This window comes from Micromonospora sp. A200, assembly GCF_029893845.1.
Lineage (GTDB): Bacteria > Actinomycetota > Actinomycetes > Mycobacteriales > Micromonosporaceae > Micromonospora > Micromonospora purpureochromogenes.
In genome coordinates, this window is sequence record NZ_JARXXY010000008.1 from 130681 (window position 1) to 151999 (window position 21319).

General features: G+C 75.0%; 26 protein-coding genes. 10 read left to right on the top strand and 16 right to left on the bottom strand.

All coding sequences use genetic code 11. The features are described 5' to 3' along the window. Window positions 1-192 precede the first annotated feature (192 nt). On the top strand, window positions 193-1359 hold the full coding sequence (locus M2302_RS10255; protein WP_280837671.1) for a CaiB/BaiF CoA-transferase family protein: 1167 nt from the start codon (window positions 193-195) through the stop codon (window positions 1357-1359). A 16-nt stretch (window positions 1360-1375) separates the two neighbouring features. Here the strand turns inward: M2302_RS10255 and M2302_RS10260 are convergent, their stop codons facing one another. Beyond that, window positions 1376-1789 (bottom strand): DUF2267 domain-containing protein, encoded by a 414-nt coding sequence (locus M2302_RS10260; protein WP_280837672.1) that lies wholly within the window; start codon window positions 1787-1789, stop codon window positions 1376-1378. A gap of 154 nt (window positions 1790-1943) precedes the next feature. Between M2302_RS10260 and M2302_RS10265 the strand changes: the two genes are divergently transcribed. Further along, the gene (locus M2302_RS10265; RefSeq protein WP_210777755.1) at window positions 1944-2213 is read left to right on the top strand and encodes a DUF2795 domain-containing protein; all 270 of its coding nucleotides are present in this window, start codon (window positions 1944-1946) and stop codon (window positions 2211-2213) included. Between the two features lie 49 nt (window positions 2214-2262). Continuing rightward, entirely contained in the window at window positions 2263-2916 is a 654-nt protein-coding gene (locus M2302_RS10270) for a DUF1345 domain-containing protein (protein ID WP_280837673.1), read from the top strand. A gap of 230 nt (window positions 2917-3146) precedes the next feature. Here M2302_RS10270 and M2302_RS10275 read toward each other — a convergent pair whose 3' ends face one another. From M2302_RS10275 to M2302_RS10295, 5 genes are all read right to left on the bottom strand, one after another. Then, the gene (locus tag M2302_RS10275; protein WP_280837674.1) at window positions 3147-3806 is read right to left on the bottom strand and encodes a hypothetical protein; all 660 of its coding nucleotides are present in this window, start codon (window positions 3804-3806) and stop codon (window positions 3147-3149) included. 41 nt (window positions 3807-3847) lie between these two features. After that, complete coding sequence (locus tag M2302_RS10280; RefSeq protein ID WP_280837675.1) at window positions 3848-4819, bottom strand: pirin family protein; 972 nt, start codon at window positions 4817-4819, stop codon at window positions 3848-3850. A gap of 192 nt (window positions 4820-5011) precedes the next feature. Further along, a complete protein-coding gene (locus M2302_RS10285) occupies window positions 5012-5938 on the bottom strand; it encodes a hypothetical protein (RefSeq protein ID WP_280837676.1) in 927 nt (308 codons plus the stop codon). 423 nt (window positions 5939-6361) lie between these two features. Continuing rightward, a complete protein-coding gene (locus M2302_RS10290) occupies window positions 6362-6958 on the bottom strand; it encodes a hypothetical protein (protein ID WP_280837677.1) in 597 nt (198 codons plus the stop codon). Window positions 6959-7748: 790 nt separating this feature from the next. Beyond that, window positions 7749-8543, bottom strand: a complete 795-nt coding sequence (locus tag M2302_RS10295; protein WP_280837678.1) for a DedA family protein — start codon at window positions 8541-8543, stop codon at window positions 7749-7751. A gap of 79 nt (window positions 8544-8622) precedes the next feature. On the opposite strand from M2302_RS10295, the gene M2302_RS10300 reads away from it, so the two are divergent. From M2302_RS10300 to M2302_RS10310, 3 genes are all read left to right on the top strand, one after another. Beyond that, window positions 8623-9327, top strand: coding sequence for a carbon-nitrogen hydrolase family protein (locus tag M2302_RS10300; RefSeq protein ID WP_280837679.1), 705 nt, complete (start codon window positions 8623-8625; stop codon window positions 9325-9327). A gap of 103 nt (window positions 9328-9430) precedes the next feature. Further along, window positions 9431-10075: a phosphotransferase gene (locus M2302_RS10305; protein ID WP_280837680.1), complete on the top strand. Its 645-nt coding sequence runs from the start codon at window positions 9431-9433 to the stop codon at window positions 10073-10075. Then, window positions 10072-10881 (top strand): MOSC N-terminal beta barrel domain-containing protein, encoded by an 810-nt coding sequence (locus tag M2302_RS10310; RefSeq protein WP_280837681.1) that lies wholly within the window; start codon window positions 10072-10074, stop codon window positions 10879-10881. The genes M2302_RS10305 and M2302_RS10310 overlap by 4 nt, the downstream gene beginning before the upstream one ends. Before the next feature lie 6 nt (window positions 10882-10887). Here the strand turns inward: M2302_RS10310 and M2302_RS10315 are convergent, their stop codons facing one another. From M2302_RS10315 to M2302_RS10340, 6 genes are all read right to left on the bottom strand, one after another. Then, the gene (locus M2302_RS10315) at window positions 10888-12327 is read right to left on the bottom strand and encodes a protein kinase (RefSeq protein WP_280837682.1); all 1440 of its coding nucleotides are present in this window, start codon (window positions 12325-12327) and stop codon (window positions 10888-10890) included. Between the two features lie 120 nt (window positions 12328-12447). Next, the gene (locus M2302_RS10320) at window positions 12448-12651 is read right to left on the bottom strand and encodes a hypothetical protein (protein ID WP_154937752.1); all 204 of its coding nucleotides are present in this window, start codon (window positions 12649-12651) and stop codon (window positions 12448-12450) included. Window positions 12652-12653: 2 nt separating this feature from the next. Beyond that, complete coding sequence (locus tag M2302_RS10325) at window positions 12654-13691, bottom strand: LacI family DNA-binding transcriptional regulator (RefSeq protein WP_280837683.1); 1038 nt, start codon at window positions 13689-13691, stop codon at window positions 12654-12656. A 137-nt stretch (window positions 13692-13828) separates the two neighbouring features. Further along, window positions 13829-14689: an SAM-dependent methyltransferase gene (locus M2302_RS10330; protein WP_280837684.1), complete on the bottom strand. Its 861-nt coding sequence runs from the start codon at window positions 14687-14689 to the stop codon at window positions 13829-13831. Between the two features lie 97 nt (window positions 14690-14786). After that, window positions 14787-15674: a helix-turn-helix transcriptional regulator gene (locus M2302_RS10335; protein ID WP_280837747.1), complete on the bottom strand. Its 888-nt coding sequence runs from the start codon at window positions 15672-15674 to the stop codon at window positions 14787-14789. A 128-nt stretch (window positions 15675-15802) separates the two neighbouring features. Beyond that, complete coding sequence (locus tag M2302_RS10340; protein ID WP_280837685.1) at window positions 15803-16045, bottom strand: DUF397 domain-containing protein; 243 nt, start codon at window positions 16043-16045, stop codon at window positions 15803-15805. A gap of 270 nt (window positions 16046-16315) precedes the next feature. On the opposite strand from M2302_RS10340, the gene M2302_RS10345 reads away from it, so the two are divergent. Continuing rightward, window positions 16316-16966, top strand: coding sequence for a GGDEF domain-containing protein (locus tag M2302_RS10345; RefSeq protein WP_280837686.1), 651 nt, complete (start codon window positions 16316-16318; stop codon window positions 16964-16966). Between the two features lie 28 nt (window positions 16967-16994). Here M2302_RS10345 and M2302_RS10350 read toward each other — a convergent pair whose 3' ends face one another. The 3 genes from M2302_RS10350 to M2302_RS10360 form a co-directional block, all read right to left on the bottom strand. Then, window positions 16995-17468, bottom strand: a complete 474-nt coding sequence (locus M2302_RS10350) for an SRPBCC family protein (protein ID WP_280837687.1) — start codon at window positions 17466-17468, stop codon at window positions 16995-16997. Further along, window positions 17452-17799: a metalloregulator ArsR/SmtB family transcription factor gene (locus M2302_RS10355; protein ID WP_280837688.1), complete on the bottom strand. Its 348-nt coding sequence runs from the start codon at window positions 17797-17799 to the stop codon at window positions 17452-17454. The genes M2302_RS10350 and M2302_RS10355 overlap by 17 nt, the downstream gene beginning before the upstream one ends. 102 nt (window positions 17800-17901) lie before the next feature. Beyond that, a complete protein-coding gene (locus tag M2302_RS10360) occupies window positions 17902-18396 on the bottom strand; it encodes a type II toxin-antitoxin system PemK/MazF family toxin (RefSeq protein WP_280837689.1) in 495 nt (164 codons plus the stop codon). A 95-nt stretch (window positions 18397-18491) separates the two neighbouring features. Here M2302_RS10360 and M2302_RS10365 point away from each other — a divergent pair, with 95 nt between their 5' ends. Then, entirely contained in the window at window positions 18492-18635 is a 144-nt protein-coding gene (locus M2302_RS10365; RefSeq protein ID WP_280837690.1) for a DUF4291 family protein, read from the top strand. A gap of 63 nt (window positions 18636-18698) precedes the next feature. Here M2302_RS10365 and M2302_RS10370 read toward each other — a convergent pair whose 3' ends face one another. Further along, entirely contained in the window at window positions 18699-19445 is a 747-nt protein-coding gene (locus M2302_RS10370; RefSeq protein WP_280837691.1) for a methyltransferase domain-containing protein, read from the bottom strand. 33 nt (window positions 19446-19478) lie between these two features. Between M2302_RS10370 and M2302_RS10375 the strand changes: the two genes are divergently transcribed. Beyond that, entirely contained in the window at window positions 19479-19994 is a 516-nt protein-coding gene (locus M2302_RS10375) for an NUDIX domain-containing protein (protein WP_280837692.1), read from the top strand. A 41-nt stretch (window positions 19995-20035) separates the two neighbouring features. Continuing rightward, window positions 20036-21271 carry a hypothetical protein gene (locus M2302_RS10380; protein ID WP_280837693.1) on the top strand — a complete coding sequence of 412 codons (1236 nt, stop codon included), beginning with the start codon at window positions 20036-20038 and terminating at the stop codon, window positions 21269-21271. Window positions 21272-21319: the final 48 nt, after the last annotated feature.

Genomic DNA, 21319 nt, shown 5'->3' on the forward strand with positions numbered 1-21319 from the left:
AGGCGAGCCGGGCCCGCCGTACTGACCGGAATGGTTCGTGGGAAGTACTCCCCTCGTGCGTCAAGGTTAGGCGGGCTCACTGCGTACGCCAAGTCCGGCCGGCCCTGGTTGCCCTGGTCAACCGCTGGATGCCGGGCGATCGGCGGGGTCGGGGGTGGGACGTGGGAAGCCCCGTGGGCCTATGGTGACGCGATGACCGACGACGCCCCCACCACCCCGGTCGGCCCCCTCACCGGCGTACGCGTGGTCGAGCTGGCCGGCATCGGCCCCGGCCCGTTCACCGCGATGATGCTCGCCGACCTCGGCGCCGACGTGGTCCGGGTCGACCGCACCACCCCGGCCGACCTGCTTAGCCCCCCGGAGGACTTGCTCAACCGCAACCGCCGCTCGGTCGCGGTGGACCTGAAGTCCGACGCCGGGCGCGAGGTGGTGCTGGCCCTGGTGCGCGACGCGGACGCCCTGATCGAGGGGTACCGGCCCGGGGTGACCGAACGCCTGGGCCTGGGCCCGCGGGAGTGCCTGGCGGTCAACCCCCGCCTGGTGTACGGGCGGATGACCGGCTGGGGCCAGGACGGCCCGTACGCGCACACCGCCGGCCACGACATCGACTACCTGGCGCTGACCGGGGCGCTGCACGGCATCGGCCGGGCCGGGGAGCGTCCGGTGCCGCCGATGAACCTGCTCGGCGACTTCGGCGGCGGCGGGATGATGTTGGCCCTCGGCATCGTCGCCGCCCTCTACGCCGTCCGGGCCGGCGCCCCCGGCCAGGTGGTCGACGCCGCCATCGTGGACGGCGTGTCGGTGCTCAGCACCCAGATCCACGCGCTGCGCCAGCTCGGCATGTGGCAGGACCCGCGCGGGGTCAACCTGCTCGACGGCGGCGCGCCCTTCTACGACACGTACGAGTGCGCCGACGGGCGGCACCTCGCCGTCGGAGCCCTGGAGCCGCGCTTCTACGACGAACTGGTCCGGCTCACCGGCTTCCCGCTCGCCGGCGACGAGGCCCTCGACCGGCACGACCCGGCCAACTGGCCGGCGCTGCGCGAGGCGTGGGCGCGGCTGTTCCGCACCCGTACCCGCGACGAGTGGGCCGAGCTGCTGGCCGGCTCGGACGCCTGCGCGGCGCCGGTGCTGGACTGGCGCGAGGCGCCGGAGCACCCGCACCTGCGGGCGCGGGGCACGTTCGTGGAACACGCCGGGGTCACCCAGCCGGCACCGGCGCCCCGGTTCTCCGCGACCCCGACCTCCGTCCGCCGGCCCCCGCCCCGACCCGGTGAGCACACCGACGAACTGCTGGCCGAGGCCGGCTTCGACGCCGAGCGGGTCGCCGCCCTGCGGGCCGCCGGCGCGGTGGCCTGAGCCGTCCCGTCCCGGATCAGGCGCGGCGCAGCACGCTCCCGCCGGGGGTGAGCGCTGGCTCCACCATCTGCCGGTAGTCGCGCGGCAGCTGGGTCACCACGTCGTCGAACTCGCCGCCGGTGAGCGCCTCCCGCAGGGTGGTAAAGACCGCCCGGACGGCCTCCCGGGCGGCGGTCTCGTCGATCTCGGCCCGTTGCGCGACCCGGGCGACGAACTCGGCGGCGCCGAACCGCTGGGCCGCCTCGATGCTCGGGCCGGGCTTGAGGACCAGCTGCAACGGCGCGGGCAACTGGCTGGCGAGGTCGAGCACCTCCCCGCCGGTGAGCCGCTCGGCGAGGGTCTCCAGCGTCGCCTGGGTCAGTCGCACGGCCTGCTCGGAGCCGGTCCGGGTCCGTCGGGCGACCTGGTCGACGAAGGTGTCGTAGTTCATCGGGGCGCGCTCCCTTCGCGTCGGACGGGTGGCGTACCCGGCCCGCGGCGTCGGAAACGGCGCCGATTTCCTGGCCGGTCGGCGCGTGACCCGGGGCCGGACGGGTAACCGCCGCCGGTCGTGACCGGATCGAGGCGGCGAGGGAGCTCACGCCATGGCGAGTTACACCGACGTCCTGCAGTACCTGTCCAGCCTGGACTACCCGGCGGAGAAGGACGACGTGGTGCGCGAGGCGGAACGGGAGGGCGCCCCGCCGGAGGTGCTCAAGGCGTTGCGTGCGCTGCCGCCGGTGGACTACGCCAACGGCAACGAGGTGGCCCGTTCCGCCGCCATCGACGCCGCCCCGGAGCTGAGCCCGTCGCAGCGGGCCGCGCAGGAGCGGGAGCGCCACACGCGGGTCTCGCAGCACCTGCGCCGCATCTGAACCGCCGGCGCGCGGTGCGGGCAGCCACCGGGCCGCCGAGGTACCACCCGTGACCGGTCGGACGCCGCACGGGCACACCCCGGCCGCCGTCCAGCTCACCGTGATGGGCGTGGTCGGGTTGTGTGCCGGCGGGCTGTTCGCCGCGCTGGTCTCCCCCGGCCTGGCTCCGCTGGTGGGCTGGGACGCCGCGGCGTTGTGCTGGCTGCTGCTGGTCTGGCGGACGCTCTGGCCGCTGGACGCCGGGCGCACCGCGGCGCTGGCCGTGTACGAGGACCCCAACCGGGCCGTCCGGGACGTCCTGCTGCTGATCGCCTGCCTGGCCAGTCTGCTGGCGGTCGCGCTGGTGCTGACCAACGCGCGTACCGCGCAGCCGGGCGTGTACCGGGACGCCTCGGGCGCGCTCGCCATGGCCAGCGTGCTGCTGTCCTGGTGCGTGGTGCACACCGTCTACACCGCCCGGTACGCGCGGATCTACTACACCGGCCCGGACGGTGGGGTGGACTTCCACCAGCCCGGCAAGCCCTGCTATCTCGACTTCGCGTACGTGGCGTTCACCATCGGCGCCACGTTCCAGGTCTCCGACACCAACCTGACCAGCCACGAGATGCGCCGGACGGTGCTGGGGCACGCGCTGCTGTCGTACCTGTTCGGGGCGATCATCATCGCCGCGACGGTGAACCTGCTGGCCACGTTGGCCCGGTGAAGTCCGCGGGGCTCGGTGGGGGAAACAGGCGAGCGCCCCGGGTCACGAACCGCGACCTGGGGCGCCACGCGTACCTGTCCCTGGCGGGTCCACGCCCGAACCGGGTCGCGTACCGCCAAGCGGTGGATGCTCGCCCGAACCGGGCGGGCATCGCTGCCACGATCATCATACGATATGACATCACCCGTACGGCTGATTTTGCCAAGACTGTGGGCCACGGCACCCGTGGCTCAGCGGGTCACCTCGGCGTACCGCTGCTCCAGGTCGACCCGGGCCAGCGCGCCGACCAGCCACGCCAACCGCTCCGACTCGCCGCTGCCGGCCAGCTCGGCGAGGTCGTCGGCGGAGCGCCCGAGCCCCAGCCGGCGGGCGGCGGTCAACGCCCGCTTGTCCGCCACCGGCGCGACCTCCCGCCACAGCGCCTGCGTCTCGCGCAGGAACAGGTCGGCGACCGTGTCGTCCACTCCGGGCAGTTCGGTGAGCAGCGCCCGCTCCCGGCCCGGGTCGTGCCCGGCCGACGCGCGCAACCGGCGCAGGTCGCCCCGGTACCGCTCGACGACGGTACGGGCCAGGTCGCCCAGGAGATTGGCCAGCTCGTCGACGTCGCCGCGCTGACCGGCCTCGCGCAGCACGCGGGTCCGGTCGGCGTGCAGCGAGCGGGCCAGCCGGGCGGCGCTGTCCCAGCCGTTGTCGGGCAGGGCGTGGGCGCTGTCCAGGGCACGCCGGAAGTCACCCCGGCGGGCCAGCAGCACGGCCAGGCAGAGCAGCTGGAACAGACTCGACGGGTTGTTGGTCACCCGGAAGCCGTACTGCTCGGCGAAGCCACGGCCGGCGCCGGCGAGCCGACGTACCAGCCGCTTCCTGTCCTCGGTCATCACACTGCGGGTCATGCCCCGCGACTACCCGCCCCGACGGAGGACACGCCTGCCGGTCAGCCCCGGACGTCGCCGCGCCGGTCGCGCGCCTTGAGCCGGGTGGTCGGCATCTCCGGGGCGGGCAGCGGCGGGGCGGCGTCGTCGGCGACGACCCCGAACCGCCGGCCGGCCATCCAGTCCTCCCGGGCGGCGGCCACCTCCTCGTGCGACCGGCCGACGAAGTTCCACCACATGACCAGGGGCTCGTCGAACGGCTCACCGCCGAGCAGCATCAGCCGGCTGCCCGCGTCGGCCCGCAGGTCCAGCCGGTCCCGGCCGGCGCCCAGGTAGAGCAGCGCGCCGGGGGCGAGGTCCAGGCCGTCGACCTGCGCCGCGCCGGACATCGCCAACAGGCCGTACTCGAAATCGGGTCGCAGCGGCAGCGTCGCCGTCGCCGCGTCGCGGGCCTCGAGCTCGACGCCGAGCAGCGGGGTGTGCACCACGGCCGGCGAACGTTCGCCGCGCAGCTCGCCGACGAGCAGGGTGAGGTCGAGCTCGCCGTCGCGCCAGCGGGGCAGCTCGGCGTGGTGGGCGAAGTCGGCGGCGCCGGCCCGCGCCGGGTCCGGCAGCGCCACCCACAGCTGCACGCCGTGCATCACCGGCGGGTGCGTGGCGGGCGACCGCTCGGAATGGGCGATGCCGTGCCCCGAGGTCATCACATTGAGCTGGCCGGGGCGGATCGGCTGGACGCTGCCGAGGCTGTCCCGGTGCACGATCTCGCCCTCCAGCAGCCAGGTGACCGTCTGCAGGCCGGTGTGCGGGTGCGGCGGCACCTCCATCCCGGGCCGCTCGGCGACGTCGTCCGGGCCGAAGTGGTCGACGAAGCACCACGCGCCGACCAGCCGGCGCTGACGCTGCGGCAGCAGCCGCCGCACGGTCGTGTAACGCCCCAGCGGCACGTCGTGGCCGGGCAGCAGCACGCTGCCCGGATCGACCGGGGCCACGCCGGGCGGTCGGGTCTGTGCCGGCAACGATTCGGTACGGTCCACCGCCCGACTCTATGCCGACGGTGGGCTCGCGCACCGAGGGTGGCCCGCTTCCCGTGGTCCACTCCACCGTCGTCGCTGCCGCCCTGCCATCGTCCCGGCTCGCCCGGCCGTGCGGTGCCCGGTCCGCGCGCATCCTCGCCGGCTTCGGCGCTCTCGGCCGGGCAGCACTCCCGCGTCCCGTGTGCCGCGCCCCTACTCGGCGCCGATCGTGACCCGGTTGGCGCCACCCACCAGGTCGACGTAGATCCGGTCGACCGAGCGGTCCCAGTCGGGCGAGCCGACCGTCTCGCCGACGGCGAGGCCGTCGTGCCGATCGTCGTACACGGTGACGCCGCCGGCGCCGGAGGCGGCGCGGACCCGGACCGGCGGCGCGCCCGGCGCCCGGATCGTGAACTGGCTGACGCCGCCGGTCATCCGCACCGTCAGGGTGCCGACGGTGGGCGGCAGGCTCAGGTCGATGCGCGACGCCCCGCCGACCAGGTCCACCCCGGCCAGCCGGGCCTCCCCCAGGTCGAGCTGGTGTGCGCTGACCCCGCCCACCAGGCGGAGCCGCCACACCAGCCGCGAGTTGAGCACCACGTCGACCGAGGCCGCCCCGGGCCGACCGCTGGCGGCCAGGCGCAACCGGACCCGGTCCCCGAGCACCTCGGGCCGCGGCACCGCCCCGGAGTCACCGGGGCTGCTGATCCGGTAGAGCTCGTCGCCCAGTTCCGCGGTACGCAGCCGGACCGCACTCACCCCGTCGACCAGCTCGAACGTCGCCCGGCGGCGGCCGGCCACCGGCGCGGTCAGGCTCTCCTCGGCGGCCGCCTGCGCCTCCTCCGCCGCCTGTGCGGCCTCGGCCGCCCCCGCGCCGGCCGGCTCGGCGGCGACGGTGCCCGACGGCGCACCCCGTCCGCCGGAGAAGGCCACGCCGAGCCGGTCCGGGTTGGCCAGGGTGACGGTCACCGCGAGCGCGCCGAGCGCCAGCACCACGATCGCGGCGGCGGTCAGCAGTCGGGCGCCGCGCGGCCAGGACGGACCGTCCGGCGGCGGCTCACCGGTCACCACGACGACCGGCTCCCGGCCCTCCCCCGTGACCTCTGTCGTCGGATGGTCGTGCCGGTCCGGCTCCGCCATGGTGCTCCCCTTTCACGGTCCCCGCCGGGCAGTACGTAACCCGGGTCGGAACGGATCACCGGTGCAGGGGTGGGAGCTTGCTCTTTCTGCTGGCCGGGTGCTTGCGGCTCATTCTTCGGGTGAGCTCGTCGGGATGGGGGTTGGCCGTTTGAAGGCGACGGTTGCCGGTGTCGCTCGCTCCCCCGTGCGTTGCGGTGGTCGCTGGGTGGGGTGTGGCCCGCCGTGCCCGGCTCCGGGCGGTCAGGCTGTTCCCTGCGCTGGTCACGTCGGGCCACACCCCATCGGTGGAGGCGGGTGGAACGCCATGGGTGTCTCCGGCCGTCCGACACACCCATGGTGTTCCACCCGTCGACGGATCCGGATATGCCGCTGGCCGGCACCCCGGGTTCGGGGGTGCCGGCCAGCGTTGATCGTTCAGGTGGGTCAGTTGTTCCAGTGCTTGGCGACCAGGTCGGCGGCCTGCTTCTCCCACTGGGCGTAGTGGTCCGGGTAGGCCGAGACCTGCACGGTCTGGGCGGCCTTGGTCAGCGGCATGTCCTTCCAGCCGTCGACCTGCTTCAGGCCCTTGAGGAACGCCATCGTCGAGTACTCGGGGTCGGTGATCTGCTCGACGGTGCCCCAACCGCTGGAGGGGCGCTGCTGGAACAGGCCCTGCGAGTCGTGGTCGTTGCGGTCACCCAGGTGACCCAGGTTCTCCAGCTTCGACTCCTGCAGGGCGGTGGCGATGGCGACCACGGCGGCCCGCTCGTCCATGCCCGACTTCTTCGTCGCGGCGATGATCGCCTTCACGTTCTTGGTCTGCTCGTCGCCCAGGGTGATGTGCGACTGCTTGCCCTGCACGCCGTGCGGGATCAGCTTGCCCTTGTCCACACCGGGCTTGTCGGCCTGCACCACGGCAACGGCCTTGGCATCCATAGCCGGGGCGGCGTGGGCTTCGGTGACGGGGCCGGCGAAGACGCCACCGGCGAAGGCCAGACCAGCGATACCCAGAACGCTCTTGCGCAGAATGGTGGTGTTCATCAGAGTGGCTCCATTCGGGGGTTGGCGACGTGTCCAAGGGGGGTCGGACACGCGCAAGCACCACGACGGCGCTCAAAGATCAAAGGGGAAAGTCTTCGCCCCGGCAGGCTTCGCGAGCGGGGGCTCACGGCGCCGGGTCCATGTGTAACGACCGGCGGACCACCATCATTCCGGGGGCCCGGCATCCCGGGCCGGCCACGTGATCGGGCCAGGCCAGCGGGGGTGCTGCTGCGATCGTCCAGGTGATGTAACGACCCCGGGCCCGTCGTCATTCCGGTGCCCGGCACCCCGGGCGGCCCACGTGATCGGGCCAGGCCAACGGGGGGTGCTACTGCGATCGTCCAGGTGATGTAACGACCCCGGGCCGGCCACCATTCCGCCGCCAGAGTGCCGCCGGTCATGAGACGGATCGCCACTGGCCGGCCCAGACCGGGACATCGGACGGCACCCAGCCGGCACCGGAATCGGACAGTCCGCGCACGAGCGCGCCTGGCCGGCCAGCCAGGTCAGGCGCGCCCGCACTGAATCGGACAATCCGCGCATAGGCCCTGGAGTGGTGCAGGCGGCCTGTCGTCCCTCCCGGCCTTCGCCTGGGCGCCGAGATGAGGGCCCCTGTTATCGGCTGCACGGTTTGCGGTGTGTCGCGGCGACGTGGGCGCGGGAACCCGCGACACGCCGCAAATCGCGCGTTGGGATCCGAACCGGGGGCACCGCTCCAGACCGGGCGCGACGGGCGGGCCCATGGCGAGCCGCGGGAACGCCGTCCAGGGCAACGGGCCGTCGGCTGGAGTCAGGCGTCGGGGCGCCAGGAGGAGGCGCGGTAGACGGTGCCCCGGTGACCGCTCACCTCACCGACCTGCACCGGGCCGGCCGGGGGCGCCAGGTCGAACGGGTCGGGGGACGAACCGGCGGAGCTGCGGGCCTGGCGGGCACGGCGTACGCGGGTGACGACGAACCAGACCGCGGCGGCCACGCAGGCGGCGATGACCAGCTTCTGGAACGAACCGACGTACGACTCGACCACGTGCCAGTTCTCGCCTAGCAGGTAGCCGGCCATCACGAAGGTGGTGTTCCAGATCAGACTGCCCAGCGTCGTGTACAGCAGAAAGGTGCGGACCGGCATCCGTTCCACCCCGGCCGGCACGGAGATGAGGCTGCGGAAGATGGGGATCATCCGCCCGAAGAACACCGCCTTGACGCCGTGCTTGAGGAACCACGCCTCGGTCCGGTCGACGTCGCTGAGCTTGACCAGCGGCAGCCGGGCCGCGATGGCGCGCATCCGGTCGCGGCCCAGGGCGGCGCCGATCAGGTACAGCACCCACGCGCCGACCACCGAGCCGAGCGTGGTCCACAGGATCGCCCCGACGAGGCTCATCTTTCCCTGCGCGGCGGCGAAGCCGGCCAGCGGAAGGATGACCTCGCTCGGGATCGGCGGGAAGAGGTTCTCCAGCGCCACGGCCAGCCCGGCGCCCGGGCCGCCGAGCCGCTCCACCAGTCCGGTGACGTAGCCGACCGGCCCTTCCGCGGACGGTTCGGAGGTGGACACGACCGCGCGGGGGTTGAGCGCCAGGGAGCCAGGGATCATGGACCAAAGTTACGAGCCGGCGCGCGCATCGACCACGTCCGGTGCCCGCGCCGAGCCGATCCAGCAAGGGAGCCGACCCGTGCGTACGCCGCTCACCCTCGCGGTGGCCCAGCCCCACTGCGTCCCGTACGACGTCGCCGCCAACGTGGCGGCGCACGCCGCGCTGGTCCGCGCCGCCGACGCCCGGGTGGTGCTCTTCCCCGAGCTCTCCCTGACCGGGTACGAGCTGGACGCTCCCCCGCTCGACCCGGCCGACCCCCGGCTGGCGCCGCTGGTCGCGGCGTGCCTGGCGACGGGCACACTGGCGTTGGCCGGGGCACCGGTCGCCGACGACGCCGGTGCGGCGTACATCGGTGTGCTGGCCGTGGACGGGGGCGGCGCGCGGGTGGCGTACCGGAAGATGTTCCTGGGTGGGGCGGAGGCGGCGCGGTTCGTCGCGGGCCGGGAGCCGGCGGTGGTCGAGGTGGACGGTTGGCGGCTGGGCCTGACCGTCTGCAAGGACACCGGGGTGGTGGAGCACGCGGCGCGGACCGTGGCGCTCGGGGTGGACGCGTACCTGGCCGGGGTGCTGGAGGCGCCCGCGGACGCGGCGGTGACAGACGCCCGGGCCCGGCGGGTCGCCGCCGAGCACGGCGTGTGGGTGGCGACCGCCAGCTTCGCCGGGCCGTCCGGCAGGCACTACCCGCGGAGCGCCGGCGGCTCCGGGGTGTGGCGGCCCGACGGTACGCCGGTGGTCCGCGCGGGCGCCGCGCCCGGCGAGGTCGCCCGCGCCACGCTCCACTGACCACGGTCAGCTGTCGATTCCGCGCCGGCGGCGGCCAGCCGGTCCGGTGGCGCCGCGCGGGCGGGGGGCCACGCGGGCGGGGGCTGCGGGTTACCGTGAGCCGATGCTCGCCGCCACGCCGCTCGCCTCCGGCCGGGACGCCGACGTGTACGCCCTCGGCGCGGACCGGGTGATCCGCCGCAATCGCGACGGTGGCGACGTCCGCGCCGAGGGGGAGCTGATGGCGTACCTGCGCGGGCAGGGCTACCCGGTGCCTGAGGTGTTCCGGGCCGACGGACCCGACCTGGAGATGACCCGGCTGGTCGGGCCCACGCTGGCCGAGGCGCTCGTCACCGGCGTCGCCGACATCCGGTCCGGCGCCCGGATCCTGGCCGCTCTGCACCACCGGCTGCACGCCCTGCGCGCGCGGCGCTCACCCGACCCGGCCGCCCGGGTCCTGCACCTGGATCTGCATCCGGAGAACGTCATGGTCACCGCCGACGGGCCGGTGGTCATCGACTGGGGCAGCGCCGGCGAGGGCCCACCGGAGCTGGATCTGGCGATGACCGCGCTGATCGTCGCGGAGGTGGTCACCGACCCGGCCTCGCCGTTCGCCGCCCCTGCCGGCGAACTGCTGACGGCGTTCCTGGCGGAGACCGGGCCGGTCGGGCTGCTGGACGCGGCGGTCAGCCTGCGCGCGCGGACGGGGCCGCTCGACCCGCGGCGGGTCGCGCAGGCCGCGGCCCGGGTGCGGACGGCCCACGGGTGACCGGCAGCCTCGAGCAGCTCTGGCGCTACCCGGTGAAGTCGATGCTCGGTGAGCCGCTGACCGCCGCGACGGTCGACGAGCGGGGTGTGGCCGGGGACCGCCGGCTCGCCCTCGTGGACCGCGCCACCGGGCGGGTGGCCAGCGCCAAGCAGCCACGGCTGTGGCGGGGCCTGCTCACCGTCCGCGCGGCCGGCGGCGCCCCCCATCCGGTACGCCTCACCCTCCCCGACGGCACGCTGCTGAGCACGACGGACGACCGGGCGGACGACGCCCTCTCCGGGCTGCTCGGCCGGGCGGTACGGCTGACCGCGGCGGTGCCGGACGACGCCGTGCTGGAACGGGCCGACCCGGATGCGGTGCTGTCGGCCGGGGTGACGGCGGTGACGCCGACGACGCAGAGCCGGCTGGGCGGGGCGGCCCCGCCGGGCAGCCTGGTCGACTTCGCGACGGTGCACCTGGTCGCCACGGCGACCCTGGCCGCGCTCGGGCCGGTCGACCCGGTGCGGTACCGGCCGAACCTGGTCATCGACGCCGGCCTGGCCTTCGTGGAGAACGGCTGGGTGGGTCGGGAGCTGCGGGTCGGCGCCGGGCTGGTGCTGCGGGTGGTGGCGCCCACCCCGCGCTGCGCGGTGCCCACCCTGGCGCACGGACCGCTGCCGCCCGACCCGGAGGCGTTGCGGGCGGCCGCCCGACTCAACCGGGTGGTGCCGCTGCCGGCGCTCGGGCCGCAGCCGTGCGTCGGCGCGTACGCGGTGGTGGTGCGGGCGGGTCGGGTCGAGGTCGGCGACCCGGTCGAGGTGGTCTGAGCCGGGTCAGTCGTTGCTCCGCGAGCGCGGCCAGCCGGCCAGCAGGTCGCGCAGCTCGGACGCGGTGCCGTCGTCGATGCGGTCCTTCTCGACCGCCTCGGCGAGCCGGCCGGCCAGCTCCCGCAGCCGCTTGAGCCGGTCCTTGGGCTTGCCCTCCTCCAGCTCCGTGAGCGTGTCGCGCAGCTCGTCGGCGGTCTCCGGGTCGATGTCGCCGGCGGCCTCCGCCCGGTCGAGCAGGGCCGCGAACTCGTCGGCGAGCTGCCCCGCCGTGCGTGGCGTGGGCCGTTCGTCCCGCGACGGCGGGGCGGTGGACGGCTCCGCCGACGGGGTCGGCTCGACGGTGGGCTCGTCCTCCACCGCGGTGATCGGCGCGGCCGGGGTGCGGTGGTCGGGCCCGTCGTCGAGGACGAGCACGCCGACCAGGCCGAGCAGCAGCGCGACGCCGGCCGCGACCAGCACGCCCAGCGCCCGGTTCGGGCGGCGCGGCGGAGCGGCGACCGGGGGGGCGGGACGACCGGCGGGCGGCCGGGGCACCGCGGCGGCCCGGTCGACGAGGGTGGGCTGCGGAGGCGTCGGCACCGTCGGCAGCAGCGCGGTGGGCGGCTCGGCCGGTCGGCCGGCGCCGAGCCGGGCGGCGAGCTGCGCGGCGGTGGGCCGGCGGGCCGGGTCGACGGACAGGCAGGCCATGGTGAGCTCGGCGATGTCGGCGGGCAGCCCGGGGATCCGCAGCGGCGGCACCGGGGTGTGCCGCGCGTGCACCTCGAGGGCGTCCTCCCAGGTCTGCACCGGTAGCGGAGCCCGGCCGGTGAGGGTGCGGTAGAGCAGCGCGCCGAGGGCGTACACGTCGCTGGCCGGGTCCGGCGGGCCGGGCGTGAGCCGTTCCGGCGCGAAGTAGGCGGGGGTGCCCATCATCAGCTCGCCGGTCTGGCCGGCGAGCGGGTGTCGGGGCCCGGCGAGGGCGGCGATGCCGAAGTCGAGGACCTTGGCTCCGGTCTCGGTGAGCATGACGTTGGCCGGCTTGACGTCGCGGTGCACCACGCCGATCCGGTGCGCGGCGGCGAGCGCGGCCGCGACCTGACCGGCGACGCGGACCGCGTCCGGCCAGGCCAGCGGGCCGGCGGTGAGCCGGTCGGCGAGGCTGCGCCCCTCGACCAGCTCCATCACCAGGTACGGCACGACCACGCCGCCGGGCAGGGTCGCCTCGCCGTAGTCGTAGACCTGGGTGACGTGCGGGTGGGTGAGCCGGGCGGCGGCCCGCGCCTCCCGCTGGATGGTGGCCCGCAGCTGCGGGTCGGCGGCGAGCTGCGCGGCGAGGGCCTTGACCGCGACGGGGCGGTGCAGCACCTCGTCGTCGGCGCGCCATACCTCGGACATTCCGCCGAGGCCGATGGGCGCGCGCAGGACGTACCGATCGTGCAGGCGCGTGGCGGGCGTGAGCGACGACATGATGCTCCAGTCTGCCCGGCCCGCCCGGTCGGACACCAACCATGGTGCCCGGTTGGGCGTCGTCTGGCCGGAAAAGCACCCTACCGGGTGCTTACGCGGTGGCCTCGGCCACCCCGGCGGTCAGGGGCGGCAGGTCGGGGCGGGCGCGGGTGCCGGCTCCGTGAGGTCGGCGAGCCGGCGCAGTGCGTGCGCGGCGGCGAGCCGGACGGGCGCGAGGCGGTGGCGGCGGGCCCGCTCGGGGCGCACCGGCGCGTCCGGGCGGGCCGAGTTGACGTGGCGGGTGACCGCGTCGATGGCGAGGGTGAAGCCGGTCGGCTGTTCCATGGTCAACTCCTCGGTACGGGACGGGTGGAGGTGCGGACGACCAGCTCGGTCGGGAGCAGGATCTGCCCGGCGGCGTCGTCGGACGGTGGGTCGAGCAGCAGTTCGGCGGCGATCCGGCCCTTCTCCTCGGCCGGTTGCCGGACGGTGGTGAGGCCGGCCGCGGCCGCTTCGGCGACGTCGTCGAAGCCGGTGACCGAGACCGTTGCGGCCCGCTCCCCGAGGGCGTCCAGGGCGCCGAGCGCGAGCACGTCGGAGGCGGCCAGCACGGCCGTCGGCGGATCGTCGCCGGCGAAGAGGCCGGCCACCGCCTCGGCCCCGGCGGCCCGGCTGTTGCCGGTGGCGTTGAGCAGCGTGATGTCGGGCCAGCCGACCCCGACCGCGGCCAGGGCGTCGGCGAAACCGGCCAGGCGACCCCGGGTGGTCGGGTGCCGCGCGGCGTCGGCACCGGCGAGCCGCAGCGGCCCCGGTGGCGCCTCGGGCAGCACCGTGTCGGCGAGCAGCGCCACCCGGCGGTGCCCCAGGCCGACGAGGTGGTCGGCGACGGACCGGGCGGCGGCCCGCTCGTCGATGCCGACGTACCGGTCGGCGGGGGGCGCGGTGGTGACGAAGGGCAGCCCGCGACCGCGGATCACGTCCAGGGCCCAGTGCTCGTCGGCGGCGCAGTAGACGCAGAACCCGTCGACCGCCGCGTTCTCCACGGCCGCCCTGGCCTGCGTCGCCCCGGTGGGCAGCGGCACGAGCAGCAGGCTGGTGCCGTGCCGTTCGGCCGCGGCGGCGACACCGGCCAGGAACCGGACGGCGAACGGGTCGGTGAAGGCGTACGACAGCTGCGAGGTGAACAGGACGCCGATCGCGCCGGCGAAGCCCCGCCGCAGCGAGCGGGCCGTCGGGTTCGGGCCCGGGTAGCCGAGTTGCCGGGCGGTGTCGAGGATCCGGGTGCGCAGCGCCGCCGAGAGCTGGTCGGGGCGGCAGTACGCGTTGGAGACGGTGCTGCGTGACACACCGACCGCCGTGGCCACGTCCTGGAGTGTGGGTCGCACCCGGGCCCCCTTCTGGATCGATTCAGTCTGGATCGATTCAGAGACTAGCCGGACCGACTCGGAACGGTCAAGGGAAACGGACACCACACGACGAACGGCGCCGGCCGCAGCCGACGCCGTTCCTCGGGAAACCGGGCTCAGGGCTTGCGGGCGATCCCGCCGTACATGCTGACCTCCGCCACCGAGGGGCGCGGCTGCGGCTCGGCCTCGGCCCGCCACTCGGCCACCGAGCAGAGGCCGGGCTCGACCAGCTCCAGCCCCTCGAAGAAGCCGGTGAACTCGTCGAGGGTGCGCAGGTTGATCAGGCCGTGCGGACCGCCGCCCCGGGCCGCCGCCCTGGCCTCCGCGGCGACGGCCGGGGGGAGGTATTCGTGGGTGGCGTGCGACGCGGCGAGGTAGCTGCCGGGCGGCAGCGCCGCCAGCAGGCGGCGCACCACCGCGTACGGGTCGTCGGCGTCCGGGACGAAGTGCAGGATCGCCAGCAGCATCAACCCCACCGGCTGGGACAGGTCGATGGTGCGCAGCAGCTCCGGGTGGCGCAGGATCTTCTCGGGGTCGCGCAGGTCGGCGTCGATGTAGGCGGTGGCACCCTCGGGCGAGCTGGTCAGCAGCGCCCGGGCGTGGGCCAGCACGATCGGGTCGTTGTCGACGTAGACCACCCGGGACTCCGGCGCGAGCCGCTGGGCGACCTCGTGGGTGTTGTCGACGGTCGGAATGCCGGTGCCGATGTCGAGGAACTGCCGGATCCCGGCCTCACGGGTGAGGTGGCGCACCGCCCGCTGGAGGAAGCGCCGGTTCTCCAGGGCGCTGGTGCGGATGGTCGGGAAGCGGGCCGAGACGGCGTCACCGGATTCCCGGTCGGCCTGGAAGTTGTCCTTGCCGCCGAGCCAGTAGTTGTAGCGCCGGGCGGGGTGCGCCACCGAGGTGTCGATCCGGTCGCTCGGGTGGGCGGAGTCCGTGGTGGTACCCGGGGCCTCGGTGGTCACAGTCGCCTCCATGACTCTGCGCCATCGCGCGCGATGGCCTCCGTCCACTGTCGCCGGTCGCGGATCATGGTAGAGGCAGCCCCGCACACCGCGTCGCCCCGGGCGACGGTCACGCCGGGTAGAGCTCGTCGCGGAGCCGGGCCAGGATCTCCGGCGTCCGCTCGGGCGGCGTCGCCTCGACGCAGAGCCGCTCCATGGCCACCGCGTAGTAGTCGAGGTCGTCGCGCTTGTCGAGGTAGATGGCGCTGGTGAGCTGCTCGATGTAGACGATGTCGGGCAGGTCGTCGTCGCCGAACCGCAGGATGGTGAACGCCCCGCCGGCGGCGGCGTGCCCGCCCGCGGCGAACGGGATGACCTGCAGCCGCACCTGCGGCGACCGGGTGGCCTCGATCAGGGCGTCCAGTTGGCCGCGCATCACCGCCGGCCCGCCGATCGGGCGGCGCAGGGCGGCCTCGTCAACCACCGCCCACACCTGTGGCGGGGCGGCGCGGCGCAGCAGCTCCTGTCGGCGCAGCCGCAGCTCCACCCGCCGGTCGACCTCCTCGGCCGGGGCGTTCCGGTGGCCGAGCAGGACGACGGCGCGGGCGTACGCGGCGGTCTGCAACAGACCGGGAACGAACTGCACCTCGTAGGTGCGGATCAGCGAGGCGGCGGCCTCCAGGCCGAGGTACGCCTGGAACCAGCTCGGCAGCACGTCGCCGTACCGGTGCCACCAGCCCGGGCTGTTGGCGTCGCGGGCGAGCTTGAGCAGCGCCTCCCGCTCGTCGGCGGCGCTGACCCCGTACAGGGTGAGCAGGTCGGCGACGTCGCGTTCCTTGAAGCCGACCCGGCCCAGCTCCATCCGGCTGATCTTGGATTCGGAGGCCCGGATCTCCCAGCCGGCGCCCTCGCGGGTGACGCCGCTGGCCTCGCGCAGGCGGCGCAGCTGGGCGCCGAGCAGCAAACGCAGCACGGTGGGCCCGGTCGCCGGACCCCCTTCCGCGGTCGCCATCGCCACGTCGCCCTCCACCTGCTCACCTTGCGTCGGCCGGGCGCCCCACCCCCGACCGACGTGTAAGCATGCCATGGACGGTGGGTGATCCGAACTCCTCCGCGCGGCCGAGATGGTCCTGCCGACGGGACCGACTATCGATCGATCAGGTTGTCGAAGTCCCCGTCACGGGCGCCGAGGACGAACGCGGCGATCTCGTCCACTGTGTAGATCAACGCGGGGCCCTCGGGATGACGGGAGTTGCGGACCGCGACGCCCATCCTGCCGGGGAGTTCGGCCAGCTCGACGCAGTTGCCGCTGGGGTTGCTCCGCCGACTCTTCTGCCACCGCAGCTCAGGGAGCTGGGTGACGGGTACGCCGTTGTCGGGCTGCTGCATGAGGGGTCTTTCTGTGCGGTGATGAGCCGTCCGGCGTCGCAAGTGGGGGGTGTCGCGGCGGGGAGGACGGCGACGCCGGATCATGCCGTGCTGCACGTGCATCTGCTATTGCATCTGCATTGGACAGCGAGCATGATAACCCACGTGTGCGGTACCCGACCGTTCACTCTCGGTTACCCCAACCCGGGCAGCCCCCTGGGAAAACGACGGCTGGGCACCGCACGCCGGCTGGCGTCCCGGGCCGTCCGCCGACGCCGCGAGGGAGGTCTCGTGCCGGATCCGCTGAGCGTCGCGTCCGGCATCTCCGCGGCGGGTGCGCTCGTCTCGGTGTGGCAGCTGCGCCGCCGGGCGCTGCGGGCGGAGGCGGAGATCGAATATTTGCAGGCCGAGCTGGCCGCCGAGCGGCACGCCGCCAGCCACGACCCGCTGACCGGTCTGCCCAACCGGCGCGCCTTCTACCGGATCGCCGCCGCGCTGCTCACCGACGCCGGTGGGCGGCCGCTGATCGCCGTGGTGCTCGACCTCAACGACTTCAAGCAGGTCAACGACCGCTACGGGCACGCCGCCGGGGACCAGGTGCTGGTCAGCGTCGCGCAGCGGCTCACCGCCTTCGCCGGGGACAACCTGGTCGCCCGGCTCGGCGGTGACGAGTTCGCCGGCCTGCTGAGCAGCCCGTCGGTCGACCGGCGCTGGATCGACCACGCCACCCGCCGGCTCTGCGAGGCGATGGCCGCGCCGATCCCGGTGGGCGGGCGCAGCGTACGGGTCACCGCCTCGGTCGGCCTGGCGCCGGTCAGCGGCCCGACCCAGCTCGCCGAGGCGCTCTGCGCCGCCGACGCCGCGATGTACCGGGCGAAGGGCGTGACCACCCGCCGGTCCCCCCGACAGCTCCTGGACGCCCCGCGCCTGGCCGAGTGCTGAGCACCCGGCCGGGCGTCGTCGGGGCCGCTCAGACCAGCGTGACGAGGTACTCCTCCAGCGCCCGGTACGACTGCCGCGCGCCCTCCTCCATGCCCGAGCCCACCATCGCGTCCCGCTCGGCGGCGGTGTCGAAGCGGGTGGCGCCGGTGACCATCGTGCGGCCGTCCTGCTCGGTGAAGACGAGCGTCTCCACGGCCACGTGCCCGGGCGCGCCCTCGAACTCGAAGGTCTGCACGATCCGCTCGGGCGCCGCGATGTCGAGGAACTCGCCGCGGAAGGCGTAGGAGTTGCCGTCCGGGGTGTGCTCGACGAACCGGTACCGGCCGCCCACCCGGAAGTCGATCTCGACGTCGAGGGGGTTGCCCCGACCCCACCACCGCGCCAGGTGCGCGGGGTCGGTGTGCGCCGCCCAGACCATGTCGCGGGGCGCGTCGAGGACCCGGGTGAGCACCACCTCGCGGTCGGTGGGCAGCGCGACGGTCAGGTCACCGGTCGGGTTCATGGTTGTTCTCCTTCAGCTCTCGCAGGTAACCGTCCAACGTGTCGTACCGGTCGTCCCAGAGCCGGCGGTACTGATCGACCCACTCGGCGAGGAGCCGCAACGCGGCCGGCTCGATCCGGCACCGCCGCCACTGCGCCTCGCGGGTGCGCACGATCAGCCCCGCCGCCTCCAGCACGTTCAGGTGCTTGGAGATCGCCTGCATCGAGATCGGGAACGGCGCGGCCACCTCGTTGACCGTCGCCTCGCCGGCGGCCAGGCGGGCCAGGATGGCCCGGCGGGTCGGATCCGCAAGGGCTGCGAAGACGGCGCCGACCTGATCTGGTGAGGTCACTGTAATCAACCACCTGGATTATAAACCGATAAGTTGAATGTACTCGTCGGGGGTGCCCTGTCAAGGACGAACGCGCAAAATCGGCTCGGCCGAGCGACCTCGTCAGCGCCAGCCGTAGCCGGCGCGCAGGGCCTGACCGATCCGGTCGAAGCGGCCCCGGTCCAGCACCGCGCCCTCGCGCCGGATGCTGTCCTCGCGCATGGTCAGCACCCGGTCGAGGCGGACCCAGCTCGGGCGCCGGTCACGGTCCCACTCCCCCGGGCCGAGCGCCAGCCAGTGCCGCTGACCGTCGCGCTCGCCCTGGCTGGAGAGCATCAGCCCGAACAGCGTGCGGCTGTGCCGGCCGACCACCAGCACCGGGCGGTCCTTGCCCTGCCGGGGGTCGTCCTCGTACGCCACCCAGGTCCAGACGATCTCACCCGGGTCGGCCCGGCCGTCCAGCTCCGGGGCGTACGTCAGCTCCCGGCGCTGCAGGGCGCCGACCTGGCGGCGACGGGCCACCTGGGCCGGAATCCGGCCGGCGGTACCGGCCGGCGCGGCCGCACCTCCGGTCACCCGATTGAGCCGGGCGACGACGTTCCTCAACAGACCTGCCACGGGCGGCAGCCTAACCCCACCGCCGTCCGGGCGCGCGGCCCGCCGGCGGGGTAATCCGCTCGACCGGTCAGAGGCCGGGTGGCGAGGATCGGAGCGTGCAGGTTCCCCAGCGGCAGATCCGGGCCCGCTTCACCGACACGATGCTGACCGTCTACCAGGCGTACCCGCCGGATATCGCGGCGGCGGCCGGCCGCCACGATCGGCGCGACGCCGAGCTGAACAGCCGGGTCAGGCGGTGACCGCACCGGCCACGGCGGTGACCGCGGCGGCGGCAGCTCCGGTGCCGCGCCGGCCCGGGAGGGTCAGCGCGGACGGCGGGCCAGCACCAGGGTGGTCCGCAGGTCCAGCGTCACCGTGCCGCCGAAGCCGTCCACCGCCGCGCCGACCGCCGTTAGCACCCGCTCCCGCAGCTCCGGCGGGCGGCGCAGCTGCGGCGAGAAGGTGCGGACCAGGCGCTGGTAGGCGGCCGTGGTCAGCGGCACCGGGCGGCGGAACCGCTCGGTGCGGACCTCGACGAAGAACCCACTGGCGGCGATCTCCGCGCCGAACCAGCCGTCCGGGCGGTCGTGCTGCCGGTCCGGGTCCACCGACTCGAACGCCGCCCGCAGCGCCGCCGCCCGGGCCGGGTCGACGTAGTCGTAGCGGTGGGCGAAGAGGGCCAGGGTGCCGCCCGGGGTGAGCGCGTCGTGCGCCCGCCGGCACCGGGTCGCCGGGTCCAGCCAGTGCCAGGCCATCGCGCAGGCCAGCAGCGGCACCCCGCCGGGCGGCGGCGGCCACTCCTCGAAGGGGGCCACCACGACCTCGACCCCCGGGTGGCGGGCCGCCAGCACCGCGGCCATCCGCCGGTCCGGCTCGACGCAGGTCACCGGCGCGCCCAGCCGGGCCAGCAGCCCGGTGGCCAGGCCGGTGCCCGCGCCGACCTCGACCAGCCGGGGCGGCACCCCGCCGTGGTAGGCGAGGATGGCTTCGGCGAGCGCGGGCGGGTAGCCCGGCCGCGCGTCGTCGTAGTCGCCCGCCACCTCGCCGAAGACCTCCGCCACGACCGCCATCCTGCCACCGGTCGAACCGCCCGAAGGAGAGACATGATCGAACTGCCGGGAGACCTGCCGGTCGTCGAACGCACCGCCGTCCGGCTGGTGGTGCGCGACGCGCAGGACCGGGTCCTGCTCTTCCACACCCGCGACCCGGACCATCCCCGCCTCGGCACCTGGTGGGAGCTGCCGGGCGGCGGGATGGATCCCGGCGAGACGTACGCCGAGACCGCGGTGCGGGAGCTGCGGGAGGAGACCGGGTTCGTGGTCACCGCCGCCCGGCTCGGCCCGCCGGCCTGGCGGCGGCGGGCCAGCTTCATCCACCGGCAGCGCCGGCACCTGCAGGACGAGGTGGTGATGACGGTACGGCTCGACGCCGCCGGGCCGGACATCGACGGCGCCGAGCGGCTGGACTACGAGGTGGAGGACTACTTCGGGTTCCGCTGGTGGACGGTCGACGAGGTGGTCGGCAGCACGGAACGCTTCTACCCGGGGCGGCTGCCCGCGCTGCTCCCCCGGTTCCTCGCCGGCGAGGAGTTCGACGAGCCGTTCGAGCTGTGGTCCTGAGCGGGGGTGCCGACCGGGCCGGGGATGGGCACAGTAGGGGCATGACGACGACCCTGCACACCCCGCTGGCCCGCTACGCCGCCCGGCTGCACGCCGGCGCCGGCGACCGGCACCACGTCGCCTCACCGCTCGGCGCCTGGCTGCTGCTGGCGCTGGCCGCACCGGCCGCGACCGGCGCCGACCGGGACGAGCTGGAGGACGTCCTGGGCGTGAGCGCGCCCGCCGCGGCGGAGCTGGCCGGGGCGCTGCTGGACCGGCCCCACCCGCTGGTGCCGTCCGCCACCGCCGTCTGGCAGCAGACCGGCCACGACACCACCCGGCTGGCCGAGTGGCGGGCCACGCTGCCGCGTACCACCGCGACCGGGCCACTGCCCGACCAGCCGGGGCTGGACGCCTGGGCCCGCGAGCACACCCTGGGGCTGATCGACCGGTTCCCGCTGACCCGGTCACCGGACGTGCTGCTGGCGCTGGCCAGCGCCCTGGCCACCCGGATCTCCTGGGCCGACCCGTTCGACCTCGCCCCGGCCGGGCAGCTCGGCCGCGCCAGCGCCTGGGCCGGGCGGCTCGACCGGGTCCTCCGCACTCCCGCGCGCGGCCACCGGGCCTGGATCGCCGCGACCGGACCGGCCGGCGACGTCGCCGTGCACGCCGCGCCCGCCGTCGAGCGCGACGGGGCGGGCCTGCTGGTGGTGTCGGTCGTCGCCGACCCCTCGACCCCCGCGGCCGACGTGCTCGCCGCCGCGTACGAGGTGGCCGCCACGGCGGTCGACGAGGCGACGCCGGCCGGCCGCCGGTCGCTGTTCGCGCTGCCGCTCGGCGACGGTCCGGCGTGGACGGTACGGGAGAAGCGGGTGCACACCCGCGCCCCGGACGGCCGGGAGGAGCGGCACACGGCGGTGCTGCCCTGCTGGTCGGCGCGGGACGAGCACGACCTGACCGCCCCGGCACTGGGCTTCCCCGCGGTGGTCCGCACGCTGGGCGGGCTGCTCGGCGAGCCCACCCCGCGGCTGGAGGCGCGTCAGGCGGCGATGGCCCGCTACGGCCGGTACGGCTTCGAGGCGGCCGCGGTGACCGCCGCCTTCGCCCTGGCCAGCCTCGCCCCGGAGGGCGTCGCCCGCACCGCGGAGCTGCGCTTCGGCCACCCGTACGCGGTCGTCGCGGTGGCCACCGACCGCGATGGCGGGCCCTGGCACGGGGTGCCGGTCTTCTCCGCCTGGGTGGCCGAGCCGGAGGAGCCGGCGGCGACGGACCTGGCGGACCCGCCCGAGGAGTTCTGACCCGGCCGGGACGGGCACGCCCCGGCGTGGAGCCCTCCTCGGGGGAGG

Excerpts from the sequence above, each read along its gene's own strand:
- M2302_RS10265 (WP_210777755.1), top strand. The coding sequence starts at position 1,944 with ATGGCGAGTTACACCGACGTCCTGCAGTACCTGTCCAGCCTGGACTAC.
- M2302_RS10375 (WP_280837692.1), top strand. The coding sequence starts at position 19,479 with ATGATCGAACTGCCGGGAGACCTGCCGGTCGTCGAACGCACCGCCGTC.
- M2302_RS10370 (WP_280837691.1), bottom strand. The coding sequence starts at position 19,445 with ATGGCGGTCGTGGCGGAGGTCTTCGGCGAGGTGGCGGGCGACTACGAC.
- M2302_RS10340 (WP_280837685.1), bottom strand. The coding sequence starts at position 16,045 with ATGCAGCAGCCCGACAACGGCGTACCCGTCACCCAGCTCCCTGAGCTG.
- M2302_RS10255 (WP_280837671.1), top strand. The coding sequence starts at position 193 with ATGACCGACGACGCCCCCACCACCCCGGTCGGCCCCCTCACCGGCGTA.
- M2302_RS10330 (WP_280837684.1), bottom strand. The coding sequence starts at position 14,689 with ATGGAGGCGACTGTGACCACCGAGGCCCCGGGTACCACCACGGACTCC.
- M2302_RS10275 (WP_280837674.1), bottom strand. The coding sequence starts at position 3,806 with ATGACCCGCAGTGTGATGACCGAGGACAGGAAGCGGCTGGTACGTCGG.
- M2302_RS10320 (WP_154937752.1), bottom strand. The coding sequence starts at position 12,651 with ATGGAACAGCCGACCGGCTTCACCCTCGCCATCGACGCGGTCACCCGC.
- M2302_RS10260 (WP_280837672.1), bottom strand. The coding sequence starts at position 1,789 with ATGAACTACGACACCTTCGTCGACCAGGTCGCCCGACGGACCCGGACC.
- M2302_RS10350 (WP_280837687.1), bottom strand. The coding sequence starts at position 17,468 with ATGAACCCGACCGGTGACCTGACCGTCGCGCTGCCCACCGACCGCGAG.
- M2302_RS10380 (WP_280837693.1), top strand. The coding sequence starts at position 20,036 with ATGACGACGACCCTGCACACCCCGCTGGCCCGCTACGCCGCCCGGCTG.
- M2302_RS10315 (WP_280837682.1), bottom strand. The coding sequence starts at position 12,327 with ATGTCGTCGCTCACGCCCGCCACGCGCCTGCACGATCGGTACGTCCTG.
- M2302_RS10295 (WP_280837678.1), bottom strand. The coding sequence starts at position 8,543 with ATGATCCCTGGCTCCCTGGCGCTCAACCCCCGCGCGGTCGTGTCCACC.
- M2302_RS10305 (WP_280837680.1), top strand. The coding sequence starts at position 9,431 with ATGCTCGCCGCCACGCCGCTCGCCTCCGGCCGGGACGCCGACGTGTAC.
- M2302_RS10290 (WP_280837677.1), bottom strand. The coding sequence starts at position 6,958 with ATGAACACCACCATTCTGCGCAAGAGCGTTCTGGGTATCGCTGGTCTG.
- M2302_RS10285 (WP_280837676.1), bottom strand. The coding sequence starts at position 5,938 with ATGGCGGAGCCGGACCGGCACGACCATCCGACGACAGAGGTCACGGGG.